The organism is Shewanella sp. SR44-4, from assembly GCF_014163715.1.
GTDB lineage: Bacteria > Pseudomonadota > Gammaproteobacteria > Enterobacterales > Shewanellaceae > Shewanella.
Map to the genome: position 1 here is coordinate 17,978 of NZ_JACJDU010000053.1, position 11,989 is coordinate 29,966.

The 11,989-nt window shown below is 41.8% G+C and carries 10 protein-coding genes; 3 read left to right on the forward strand and 7 right to left on the reverse strand.

Features of this window, described 5'->3' with window-relative positions:
• Positions 1–22: 22 nt before the first annotated feature.
• Positions 23–958, forward strand: coding sequence for a LysR family transcriptional regulator (locus tag H5125_RS18650; protein WP_182744990.1), 936 nt, complete (start codon positions 23–25; stop codon positions 956–958).
• Positions 959–1,224: 266 nt separating this feature from the next.
• Here H5125_RS18650 and msrA read toward each other — a convergent pair whose 3' ends face one another.
• Together msrA and H5125_RS18660 are read right to left on the reverse strand one after the other, a co-directional pair.
• Positions 1,225–1,818: a peptide-methionine (S)-S-oxide reductase MsrA gene (gene msrA, locus H5125_RS18655; protein WP_182744991.1), complete on the reverse strand. Its 594-nt coding sequence runs from the start codon at positions 1,816–1,818 to the stop codon at positions 1,225–1,227.
• A 170-nt stretch (positions 1,819–1,988) separates the two neighbouring features.
• On the reverse strand, positions 1,989–3,950 hold the full coding sequence (locus H5125_RS18660; RefSeq protein ID WP_182744992.1) for a DNA topoisomerase III: 1,962 nt from the start codon (positions 3,948–3,950) through the stop codon (positions 1,989–1,991).
• A gap of 170 nt (positions 3,951–4,120) precedes the next feature.
• Between H5125_RS18660 and H5125_RS18665 the strand changes: the two genes are divergently transcribed.
• Positions 4,121–4,828, forward strand: a complete 708-nt coding sequence (locus H5125_RS18665) for a tRNA (adenine(22)-N(1))-methyltransferase TrmK (RefSeq protein WP_182744993.1) — start codon at positions 4,121–4,123, stop codon at positions 4,826–4,828.
• Positions 4,829–4,978: 150 nt separating this feature from the next.
• On the opposite strand, the gene H5125_RS18670 is transcribed toward H5125_RS18665, so the two are convergent.
• The 5 genes from H5125_RS18670 to H5125_RS18690 all read right to left on the reverse strand — a co-directional run bounded on the left by H5125_RS18670 (position 4,979) and on the right by H5125_RS18690 (position 11,122).
• Complete coding sequence (locus H5125_RS18670) at positions 4,979–5,398, reverse strand: hypothetical protein (RefSeq protein ID WP_182744994.1); 420 nt, start codon at positions 5,396–5,398, stop codon at positions 4,979–4,981.
• A 97-nt stretch (positions 5,399–5,495) separates the two neighbouring features.
• Positions 5,496–5,801 carry a DUF3240 family protein gene (locus tag H5125_RS18675; protein ID WP_101086726.1) on the reverse strand — a complete coding sequence of 102 codons (306 nt, stop codon included), beginning with the start codon at positions 5,799–5,801 and terminating at the stop codon, positions 5,496–5,498.
• On the reverse strand, positions 5,798–8,851 hold the full coding sequence (locus H5125_RS18680; protein ID WP_182744995.1) for an efflux RND transporter permease subunit: 3,054 nt from the start codon (positions 8,849–8,851) through the stop codon (positions 5,798–5,800). The genes H5125_RS18675 and H5125_RS18680 overlap by 4 nt, the downstream gene beginning before the upstream one ends.
• A 1-nt stretch (position 8,852) precedes the next feature.
• Entirely contained in the window at positions 8,853–9,884 is a 1,032-nt protein-coding gene (locus tag H5125_RS18685; protein ID WP_182744996.1) for a membrane fusion-like protein, read from the reverse strand.
• Entirely contained in the window at positions 9,881–11,122 is a 1,242-nt protein-coding gene (locus tag H5125_RS18690; protein ID WP_182744997.1) for a metal transporter, read from the reverse strand. Before H5125_RS18690 ends, H5125_RS18685 begins: the two co-directional genes overlap by 4 nt.
• 187 nt (positions 11,123–11,309) lie before the next feature.
• Between H5125_RS18690 and H5125_RS18695 the strand changes: the two genes are divergently transcribed.
• A complete protein-coding gene (locus H5125_RS18695) occupies positions 11,310–11,807 on the forward strand; it encodes a LuxR C-terminal-related transcriptional regulator (RefSeq protein ID WP_101086722.1) in 498 nt (165 codons plus the stop codon).
• Positions 11,808–11,989 lie beyond the last annotated feature (182 nt).

Here is an 11,989-nt window from a genome sequence, read left to right on the forward strand (position 1 = left end):
TATCAATTAAAAATGGATAATCATGTTATTAGAAGACCTTTATGTGGTGCTTAAAGTCGCAGAGTTTCGCAGCATCACTGCCGCGGCAACCAATCTAGACATGCGCACTGCAACCGCTAGTGCTGCATTAAAACGGGTTGAAGCCAGTTTAGGCGTTGAACTTTTTATTCGCACCACCCGGCAACTTCGTTTATCGAGCGCTGGCGAAAAGTATATACCGCAGTGTGAGCAAGCCATGTTAATGCTGGAGCAAGCAAAGCAAAACATGAAAGGTGAGCTGGACATTATTGATGGTGACTTACGCTTAGCCATATCATCGGATCTGGGGCGTAATATTGTAATCCCTTGGCTTGATGAATTTATGGATACTCATTCAAAAGTGAGTTTGAGAGTCAGCATTAGTGATGCCAACGTTGACTTTTATCGCGACGCTGTCGATTTAGCTTTACGTTATGGTTCACCTAATGATGCTAATTTATACGGCTTTAAAATTTGTAATGTGCCAAGGCTAATTTGTGCATCACAAACTTACCTTGATAAATTTGGCACCCCAACACATCCACAAGAATTGGCAGAACATAATGCCCTGCTATATCAATTACAAAACTTAACTCACGACATCTGGGAGTTCACCCAAGCTGACAACAGTATTAAAGTAAAAGTATCCGGTGACCGGGTTGCCAATGATGCAGACTTAGTTAGACGTTGGTGCGTTAATGGCAAAGGAATATCAGCTAAGTCATGCTTAGACATGTCACATGACTTACTGACCAATAACCTAGTGAGGATAATGGCGGACTATCCCGTTAAATCCACTGAACTCTGGTTGGTATTTCCTAGCAGACAATCTATTACACCCGCAGCGCGATTACTGCGTGACATGCTTAAAGACAAAACTCGCAGTATTTTACTGCAACTAATAGAGAAAGGCATACTCGATAAAAGCGTGTTGGATTAAATGCTCGTTTTAAATGTTCAAACGCATACGGGTAAAATAGAATCCCGTGATGTTAATCCGGACTGAATAGAATCAATACATTATTGATAAGTTATCTGTATCACAATTAGCGGACAATAAATTAGCGCTAAATAAACTTCATTACTGTTGCACTTCATCAAGAATAGCTTTTAGTCGCGGGGCTATGTTGTAAACAGGAGTCAAACATAAGCTAAACATAGCCACTATCAATCGAACTCACAGGAGTTCGATTGAAAACCAATAAATTAATGTGTCGCTTTATCTCCCCAAATATCTTTTAACCTTTGGTCTCTGCCACAATTCCAGCGATAAGCATTATAGCGAATTGGGTTGTTCTTATAGTAATCCTGATGATAACTTTCATCGCCTTTTATAGGATAAAAAATTGAAGCATTTAAAATAGGCGTCACAACTTTACTATTAGGAAATTGCTTTTCAACCTTGCTTTTAGACTGTTGGGCAATTTGTCGCTCGGTGTCGTTTGCCACAAAAATGGCGCTTAAATAGCTAGAACCTTTATCGCAAAACTGTCCGCTTGCATCAAAAGGGTCAATGTTGACCCAGTAATGTTCTAACAGCTCGGTGTAGCTCACTTTGCTAGGATCGTATGTTATTTCAACCGCTTCATAATGACCACTGTGGTTACCATTATAAGTAGGGTCTTTGATGTTTCCGCCAGTAAATCCTGAGACCACATCGGTTACGCCATCAAGCTTTTCAAAATCTGATTCCATACACCAAAAACATCCACCAGCTAAAATGGTTTTATCTGCTGTGGCATTAGATGCATAAGACAATAAACTTGCTGCAAATATCGTTAACGCTAGTGTGCTTTTCATAACACTCTCCTTTATTTTCCTAGGTTATTAGTATGTTTGTCTGTAAATATCTACTATATGAACTTAATGGTTTAAAAGTTCACAATGACATTTACAAAGTTCCTAATGGTGAGTTAACACAGTTATATTCCCGAAATACCTAGACTGTAATGCAAGTAACTCTTGCCAATTTAGCTTTTCGCTTTAGCCTTCTTTTTATACGATTTCTTAAAACTGCGTTTAGGTGCAGTACTGGCGACACCTTGTAAGGCCGAGGGTAACTGGCTCGATGCTTGGGTAATTAGGCCATCTAATTGGCTCAACAATGGCTGCATAAAAGCATCATACTTTAAACGTTTTTGGCTGATAGCATCCAAGCTATTTTCCCATAATGCGGTCATGTCGGGCGTGGTTGCTGATTCGGGTAAACTGCGGATTAAGCCAGTACCCACAGGGGTGGCCAATATCGATTTACCCTGGCGAATTAAATAACCGCGTTTAAACAGCAATTCAATAATGCCGGCACGTGTGGCCTCTGTACCTAAGCCATCGGTTTCTTTAAGGATTTTTTTAATCTCGCTGTTTGTCACATAACGGCTAATACCCGTCATCGCGCCCAATAATGTCGCATCGGTAAAATGCTTCGGCGCTTGGGTCATTTTCTGTAGTAATTCACCACGCTGACAATGCAAAATTTGACCTTTAACCAGTGGCGGTAAAGACTGTACCGCGTCTTCATTGTCGTCGTCGCTGCTTGTTGAATTAGAACTAGATTGATTTGCAGTGGCAGAACGTTTAAACAGTTGTTTCCAGCCTAAGGTTTTATCTTGACGTGCTTTAGTGGTAAATAACCCACCGGCAATGGTCACTTCAACGGCGGTTTCTGCATAGATATAAGCGGGATAGAACTGGGCTAAATATTGCCTTGCCACATGTTGATATAACTTGGCTTCATTGCTTGATAATGTCGATAAATTAGCCACCTTTTCAGTTGGCACTATCGCATGGTGAGCATCTACTTTAGTGTCATCCCACGCTTTAGATTTAAGTTTACTATTAGGAGACTCACAACCCTCAATTAAGCCTGAAGCGCCTTTGAGCACGGCGTCCAATACTTTTGGCGCCAAAGCATGCTGATCTTTAGGTAAATAGCGACTGTCTGAGCGCGGATAAGTAATCAATTTGTGGCGCTCATACAAACTTTGGCAAGTATCCAGTACTTCTTTCGCTGACAGGCCAAAACGTTTAGCTGCATCTATTTGCAGTGCCGATAAGCTGTAAGGTAATGGTGGGTTTTGGCGCTTATCTTTAGCTTCAATTTTAGTGACTTCCGCTGGTTTCCCATTGATACGGGCAACGACATTTTCGGCTAAGCCTTTAGCTAATACTCGTCCGTCTTCATCCATATATGGCTGACATGCTTCGCTAGGTTGCCATTTAGCAGTAAAGGCTTGTTGTTGGTCGGTGAGTAAATGCGCTAAGACTTCATAGAAAGCTTTGGGTTTGAAATCGGCAATCTCATCATCGCGACGAACGACGAGCCCCAGCAAAGGTGTTTGCACTCTGCCAACCGACAACACACCTTGGTAACCCACTTTACGACCTTGAATCGTGTAGGCTCGGGTCATGTTCATGCCATATAGCCAATCAGCACGGCTGCGGGCCAATGCAGAAGTCGATAATGGAATAAACTCTCGGTTACTGCGTAATTGCCCTAAAGCACGTTTTACCGCTTGTGGGTTTAAGTCACTGATTAACAAGCGCTGAACTTGACTCAGCTTGTCTCCTTTCACACCCAAATAAGAAATCACTTCATCGACCAGCAACTGCCCTTCACGGTCTGGATCGCCAGCATTAATGATCGATGATGCTTGCTTGACCAATTTTCGTAACACCGTAAGTTGGCTGCGCGTTTTAGGTTTAGGTTGTAGTTTCCACGTTTGTGGCACGATGGGAAGATGTTCGAGTTTCCATGACTTAAATGCATCGTCATAGGCGTCCGGTTCTGCTTGTTCGAGCAAATGGCCAATACACCATGAGACGCAATCACCATTAGCAGCAGTGATAAAGCCATCACCTTTTTTATGTGGTTTTGGCAGAACATCGGCAATAGCACGACCTAGACTGGGTTTTTCAGCAATATATAAAATCATAATCCACTGTTGGGGCGCTAGCGTTCAAAAGATGAACCGCGCCACTTAACTGTATAAATTTACAGTATAGATTAGCGTTAAATACGCCAAGCTGCAAATATGAAATAATTAACCACTTAGTCACTTAAATCATTACAATGCGCAAGTTCACTTCCAAACACGACAAACAGATGAAACTCGGCCACCGCTTAGCACATATCAACATGATGATCCCCAATGGTTACACTCATATTTGGGATTGCTGTTGCGACCATGGATTACTCGGCGCCGCGTTGCTAGACAGACATGCTGCCACTATTCATTTTGTCGACATTGTGCCAGCATTGATGCAGCAGTTAACCGCCAAGCTCGAACGTTTTTACCCACAGCAAAACCCACCAAAATGGCAAGTACATTGTGTTGATGTGTCAGCGATTCCTTTGGATCAAGATGAGCATACACCCTTAGTGATTATTGCCGGAGTGGGTGGCGATTTGATGATCGAGTTTGTTAGGTCACTTTGCCAGCAATATTCGAACCGAAAAATCGATTTTATCTTGTGTCCAGTTCATCATCAATATGAGTTACGCCAACAACTTATCAAGCTTGATTGTGAATTAATTGACGAAAAACTGATTGAAGAAAACCGTCGTTTCTACGAAATCCTTTATATCAGACGTGATCCCAAACTCCCTGCGAATGTTGCTAATGATTCGCTTACAGACATGGACCCTATAGGCAGTGTAATTTGGCAAGCGAGTGATGCTGTACAGCAAGACATTGCTATGCGTTATTTAGCTAAAACGATTGCGCACTACAGTCGCATCAATCAATCTCGTTCAGGAAACACCTCTCAAGCACTAAAAGAGTATCAACAGGTAAACATCGCTTTAAAATAATGCCTAAAACGCTTCAATTGGCAGTCCATTTCTTGGTATATAAAGTATCAAGGACGCTACGCCGCAAATGACAAGGACGGACTTCGTCCTGCAATAAAGAGCTGGATTCCCGATCAGCTGCATCTCAGGAATGACGTAATTGCAGTATGACTACCCATGTAGTTTTCTATGTAAAATATCGTACTTTGGTTTTTTAGTAGAAGGCCGTGGATAGGTGTCATCATTTAAGGTTAACGTTGCTTCACCAAGGCTTATTGGGCCACCATTAAGCTGACTTTTCCATCTAACAAGATACTTAGCTGGAGGTAACTTAGGAAGATTAAAATAAAAAATAGTCCCAGGATCTTTTGGCACTTGAACATCTAAGTTAAGTAAATAACCATCATTATTTCTAATGACTATTGAATGTAAAGTCACACTACTTTCAAACGTTACCTTCAAAGATCGCGTAGGCTCGATAGTAAACTCAATCGTCACATCGCTATTCTTCGCAGAAAGCTCACTAGCATATATATTATTTGATACCAGCAAAGCGAAAAAGATCATGGTTAGGTAACGATAAACTCTCATTTCAATATCCTTTCTTATAACTAAATTTAATGAGTTGACCGCATGATCCAAACACAGCAACTATTTCCTTTATCGACTTAGTACTTTTCTTTTGCGGCTAGCACAAAGTGCCTGTATGAATGATGGGTGTAATCCAATATCGACACGGATTATGTTTACAAACCGCAGACAAGGCACCTAATAACGCATCTTGATGATCCACAGGATGCATAATTTCAAACTTACAAAATTCCCTGTAGCCTTCAACTTGCTCTTTGATATTAAAATGGCTGTGTTCACGGCTAAAACCGCAAATATTACCTAGGCTAAAACCAGATAAAAACTCAAGCTCAATCAAGGTATCAACGATGTCGTCCTTAATATCATTTTGGGCGATCAGCACTAACAATTGCTCCGTGATCATTGACGTTTCTCCAGCCAGTAATAAAGGATTGGTAACAAATAAAGGGTTGTAATGGTTGATGTCAGCAAACCGCCAATAACAACAATGGCTAATGGCTTTTGGATTTCAGCACCAGGGCCCGATGCAAACACCAATGGCATTAAGCCAAACATGGCTGTCGTGGCGGTCATCAAAATAGGCCGTAAACGTCTTGCTGCACCTTGCTCTACTCGCGCCAATAAACTGCTAAAGACATGTTTGGTCTGCTCGTAATAACTCACCATCACCACACCGTTAAGTACCGCGACGCCGAGTAATGCAATAAAACCAACCGAAGCAGGCACAGATAAATACTCGCCCGAAACATACAAGCTCACGATCCCGCCCATCATAGCAAAGGGGACGTTAGCCAAAATCAAGCCCGCTTTAGCAAGCGAACCAAAAGTGGTAAACAAAATGAGAGTAATAAGCGCAATAGCGACGGGAATAACCAGTAATAAGTTATTAGTGGCACGTTGTTGATTTTCAAACTCGCCACCAAAACTGACACTGTAACCGCTAGGTAACTTAACCTCAGCGTCAATTTTCGCGTTGAGTTCTTCAACAAAACTGACTATGTCTCGGCCCTGCACGTTGGTCGTAATCACCGAGAAACGATCACCTTGTTCGCGTTCAATTAAAATAGGGCCTTCTTTGTAGGTTAATTTAGCGATATCGGTAAGGCGTTTTAATGAATGATCAGGCATCACCAACAACTGATTCTGCAGCTCATTAATACTACTCAACCCGCCTTGATTATTGGCGATCAATACTGGGGTACGCTTTTTACCTTGCAGCACTTCGGTCACAACAACACCTTCAAGCTGGCTTTTTAAATACCGCGAAAACTCCATGGTGCTCATGCCAAAGCCACGTGCCAGCTCATTATCTAGGGTTAAGTTAATAAATGGACTGCCCTCAATCATGGCCATCTTCACATCGATACTGCCACTGGTGTCACCGACAAGCTGCTCAATTTGGGCCGTTAATTGCCCAAGAGTATCAATATCGGTGCCAAAGACTTTAATGGCCACATCACCAATACTGCCAGTAAGCATTTCAGAGACGCGCATCTGAATAGGTTGAGTAAAATTAAAATTTACTCCAGGAAAATTAAGCAGTTCAGTGCGAATAGCATCAATCAGTTGCGTCTTGTCAGCAAAGCGCCACTCGTCTCGCGGTGCGAGTTCCAAAAATACATCGGTTTCATTTAGCCCCATAGGATCTAAACCAATTTCATCAGAACCGGTCCGCGCAACCATTTGTTTAATTTCTGGCACCTTATCAAGCAAGGTAATTTGAATTTGCTTGTCGATAGCAATCGACGCTTCAAGCGAAATAGAAGGTGATTTTTCTAGCTGTAAAATAATATCGCCTTCATCCAATGTCGGCATAAAGGTTTTACCGACAAGACTAAATAGCCCTAAACTCACCACTAACAGCGTAAACGACACGATGATAAACGGCTTTTTATAGGTAAACGTCTTTTTTAAACTGCTCAAATAAGCCGCTTTTAGTTTCTCTATCGCTTTAGGCTCTTGTGCAGACTTTTCGTTAACCAGATAAGATGCAATGACCGGAATAACCGTAAGCGACAACACCAATGCCGATAACATGGCAAAGACAATCGTGACAGCCACGGGCGTAAATAATTTGCCCTCTAAGCCGGTTAATGTCAGTAAGGGAGAAAATACAATCATCACAATGACAGTGCCAGATACAACTGGAATAGCCACATCTTTAGTCGCACGATAAATAAGGTGTAAACGCGGCAAACGTTGCTTAGTCGCAATAAGATTGACCATGTTCTCAACCACTACCACAGATGAATCAACCAACATACCAATCGCGATGACTAAGCCACCTAGACTCATTAGATTTGCTGACAGATTAAATAAATCCATCATCAAAAACGTCATTAATGCCGCAAGAGGCAAAGACAATGACACAACTAAAGCGGCCCTGACATTACCTAAAAACAGCGCTAGTAATACAATCACTAACAACACGGCTTCAAATAACGCACTTGAAATGGTATCAATCGCGGTATTAATTAAATTAGCACGATCATAAAAAACGTTAAGCTCGCTGCCTTCAGGCAACGAAGTATTAATTTGCGCTAACTTTGCTTTAATATTGGTGACTACTTGGGCAGTATTGGCATCTTTAAGTGCAATAATTAAGGCTTCAGCCGCCTCTTCACCGTCTTTTGATACCGCGCCATAGCGGGCTAAATGGCCAATCTGTACGTCAGCTAAATCTATCAAGCGATAAACTTGCGCATCATCCGCCTTAATCACTAACTGTTTTAGTTCATCAATATCATCAACTCGCCCTTCTGAACGCACAATAATGGTATCAGTACCAATGGTTAATTTACCGGCACCTTCATTATGATTATTGTCCGTAATCGCCTGTTGCAAATCTGCAAAACTGACGCCAGCGGCAGCCATGGCAGAAGGATTAGGGCTAACACTAAAACTTTTGGCATAGCCGCCTAAAATATTCACATCAGCCACACCAGCAACGGTACGCAGCAAGGGTCTGACTTCCCATTCCAGCAACTGCCGACGTTCCATTAACGATAAGTTAGGGTTTTCAAGTGTAAACATAAAGATTTCACTTAACGGCGTACTCATCGGTGCCACACCACCAGAGACACCTTCAGGAAAACTGTCCCATACCGCCGCTAGTCGCTCGCTGACCTGCTGCCTAGCCCAATAGATATCAGTTCCTTCAGTAAAATCTAAGGTAATATCACTAATGGCATACTTAGTAGTGGAGCGTAAAATGGCTTGATTTGGGATCCCTAAAAGCTCTGTTTCAACCGGTACAGTAATTTGCGCTTCAATTTCTTCAGGCGTCATGCCCGGCGCTTTTAAAATAATCTTCACTTGCGTAGGCGAAATATCAGGAAAGGCATCAAGAGGAATATTAAACCAGGCACGAGTACCCGCTAACATTAAAATCAACGCTACGATCAGCACAAACAAGCGCTGAGTTAGCGAAAAACGAATCACAGAAGCGAGCATATTATTCGCCTCCTAAACCAAGCAGTATACCTTTCACTGCCGCGACAGATTGAGACAAGACTTTAATTTGACTCAAATCTTGATCACTCGCGACAATATAATCATCTGCAGTAGAGCCTAATACATCGATACTCAATGAAGACAATGTTTGGTCTTTTTGGGTAAAAATCTGGCTATCTTGTTGCCAAGTGAACACACTAATTTTAGGCACCAAATACACGGCTTTTTGATATTCAGGTATCACAGTAATTTGTTGCCCTAAGAGTAAATTGCACGTTTGTGGTACAGGGGTAGACCAAGCTGTTAAAAATACCCCATCAGCAATTGCAGACACTTCATCAATGGCAATATGACATTGATTAATGTTCACCGCAGATAACGAGGTTGACTGACTCATAGGCACACTGACTTTCACCCGAATACTATCGGTAGGAATAAGCGAGAATAATTGCACTCCAGCACTGTAGGGGCTATTGAGATAATTAAGATTAACAATGCCCGCCACAGGAGCCATGACCACCAGCGATTCAGTATCTGCATCAATGCTTTGCACCATCTCCATAAAGTGCTGCATGTGTTCGTATTCAAGGTGAGCACTAAAGTAATCTTGGCTGATCTCGCGCCACTTATCTGAGCCAATGCTGCCATTTTTTAATAAAGGCAAATTACGGTCATAACGCTGCTTAGCTAGATCGTATAGGCTTTTGGCCGCCTCTATTTGAGCTAAAAAATGAAACACTTCCGGTCCAGTTAATCTGACAATGGCTTGGTCTTTGGTGACAACTTGCCCCTGTCCCACTAAAAACGTGACTTGCTGAATATTTTCAGGCGTCATAACCCAATAATCGTTACCGGGTAAACGGGCTATTTGTGCAGGAAGAGGGCTACCTTCATAACTGGCCACTTTTTTAGGCGACATATAACTCACGTCTAAGTGACCTAACTCGCTAAGAGATATGGTTTCAGCACTAACAAACGCCGATGATAAACCGATTGTGATACATAAAAGGCTGGTGCCAAATTTGGCCATCATAATGAAATCCCTAAAGCTTGCAGTTGCTGAGAATGAAGTTGTTGCTGGGCCACTTGGTTAAGTGCTAAACGCGATTCGGTATCTAATGCATCCATGTAACGGCGTAACCAAATTTCATAACCCATTTGGTTTTGGTCTTTTACCTTGGCCAAATCTTCAGTGATGGTGCGACTCAGTGATACCCCTCGTTGTAACAAGGCCTGCTGTTTTCTGAGATTATGCTGCTGTAATAACAGCTTTTGTGATTGATTTTTGAGTTCCAGATACAGTCTTTCGCTATTGATGCGTTGATCTTGATAATCTTTCTGCCAAACCGACAGCTCACGTTGAGATAAAGCAGAGCCAAAACCGAGTGGAATACTGATCCCAACACCTAAATGCTGGTCGTTAGAGAGATCACCAGCCGTTTCCTTTGCGGTTAATGACACAGTCCACGGATCTTGTTCACCCGCTTGCTGGCTTGTCATCATGATGTCTTGAAACTGTTGTTGCAGCGACTGTAATTGCCACAAAGGATGCTGCATCAATACCACATCAGCACCATGAATAGATTGCACGTCTAATTCAGCCATATTATGGCCACTTTCTTCTATATTTTCGGGGATCTCACTCAAACCCGTGAGTGATTGAAATAATGCCATTGCTTCATCTTGTTGCTGTTTTAGTTCAATCTGCGCTAAATCAATATCCACGCGTTCACGATCTAATAGCAATAAATTGACTTTAGGAAACTCACCCGCAGCAGACAGTTGTTTTTGCTGCACATGTAACTGTTCTAATAGTGATGCTTTACGTTGCAGTTGCTCAGACCTAACTAAAGCGATGCGGAAATCCCACATGCTTTGTCTAAGCAAACCAGATAAATATAATTTTTGAAGTGCCACCTGCTGCTCAAGCAGAGAGCTTGTTAACCGTTTTAATTTGTTATCGCTTTGGTGCAAACTAAAAGATTTAATGGGTAAGTTAAGTGATACTTCTTGTTCATAAATGTTACTATTATCCAGATCGCCTAGGTAACTTAAACTAATGCTCGGTAAGCCCGTCAACCAAGTCGAACTGCTCAATTGTACTGAGCGGTTATCGTTGAGTGGCATGGCATTAAAGGTGGTCTTGTTTAATCGCGTTTGACTTAACTGCAACAGTGGTGACAGGTCATTGCTTGTAGCGCCATAGCTATAAGAGCTAATCGCTAACGCAATAATAAGACATATTTTGATACTAAACTTCACGGCAGACATATGTGATTTCACTAACCCAAAAGATATAGTTAGACTATTATCTTTAGGTAGAGAACACATGGGGAGTATGTATCATAAATGCCGTTATGGTACATATGTACCATAATGTAAACTCATGATTTTAATGCGTAATCACTTACCCTTTTTAGTTTTATTTACGTAACACACTCATTTTTGGACCGCTGTCATGAGAAAAGATGTATTCATTATTATACTGCTACTGCTAATCACCTTGTTTAAGTTGTTCGACATATTTGCCGATTTTCAACTGGACATTCCCGCTTGGCACATTGCCCAAGAAGCCATGCTGGTATTGTTAACGATTGCAGCGAGTATTTTTTTAGGTTATGACCTGATCCGCAGTTCTCGCCAAGTCAAAGCACTCAAATCGAAACTTAAAAAAGCGGATAAAGAAATCGATCACATGTCAGCACAAATGCGATCTGCAAGACAAGAATATAGCATAACAATCGCAACACAATTCGATGCATGGCAGTTTACCAAAAGTGAACAACAAGTCGCTTTATTACTGTTGAAAGGCCTCAGCTTTAAAGAAATTGCCGAGGTACGACTCACCAAAGAAAAAACGGTCCGCCAACAAGCATCAACAATTTACAGCAAAGCACAAGTTGACGGCCGCCACACCCTATGTGCCTGGTTTATGGAAGATTTTATTCAAGAGTAATACTCACTAAGCCCAAAAAAATATAGGTCCCTGCTTAAAAATATTACAGGGTGAATAACGTAGTAGTCAGCATCATTATTTTAGCTTTTGCCCTTCGTCTTCATTATCCGTACATGCTTAGATCCCGGCTTAAATGCCTTATTGGGAGGGATCCATTTTTGACTTTTGACTTTTGACTTTTG

Bases quoted from the DNA above. Each gene is read 5' to 3' on its own strand.
- H5125_RS18650 (WP_182744990.1), top strand. From the start codon at position 23: ATGTTATTAGAAGACCTTTATGTGGTGCTTAAAGTCGCAGAGTTTCGC.
- msrA (WP_182744991.1), bottom strand. From the start codon at position 1,818: ATGAAAAGCACACTAGCGTTAACGATATTTGCAGCAAGTTTATTGTCT.
- H5125_RS18660 (WP_182744992.1), bottom strand. From the start codon at position 3,950: ATGATTTTATATATTGCTGAAAAACCCAGTCTAGGTCGTGCTATTGCC.
- H5125_RS18665 (WP_182744993.1), top strand. From the start codon at position 4,121: ATGAAACTCGGCCACCGCTTAGCACATATCAACATGATGATCCCCAAT.
- H5125_RS18670 (WP_182744994.1), bottom strand. From the start codon at position 5,398: ATGAGAGTTTATCGTTACCTAACCATGATCTTTTTCGCTTTGCTGGTA.
- H5125_RS18675 (WP_101086726.1), bottom strand. From the start codon at position 5,801: ATGATCACGGAGCAATTGTTAGTGCTGATCGCCCAAAATGATATTAAG.
- H5125_RS18680 (WP_182744995.1), bottom strand. From the start codon at position 8,851: ATGCTCGCTTCTGTGATTCGTTTTTCGCTAACTCAGCGCTTGTTTGTG.
- H5125_RS18685 (WP_182744996.1), bottom strand. From the start codon at position 9,884: ATGATGGCCAAATTTGGCACCAGCCTTTTATGTATCACAATCGGTTTA.
- H5125_RS18690 (WP_182744997.1), bottom strand. From the start codon at position 11,122: ATGTCTGCCGTGAAGTTTAGTATCAAAATATGTCTTATTATTGCGTTA.
- H5125_RS18695 (WP_101086722.1), top strand. From the start codon at position 11,310: ATGAGAAAAGATGTATTCATTATTATACTGCTACTGCTAATCACCTTG.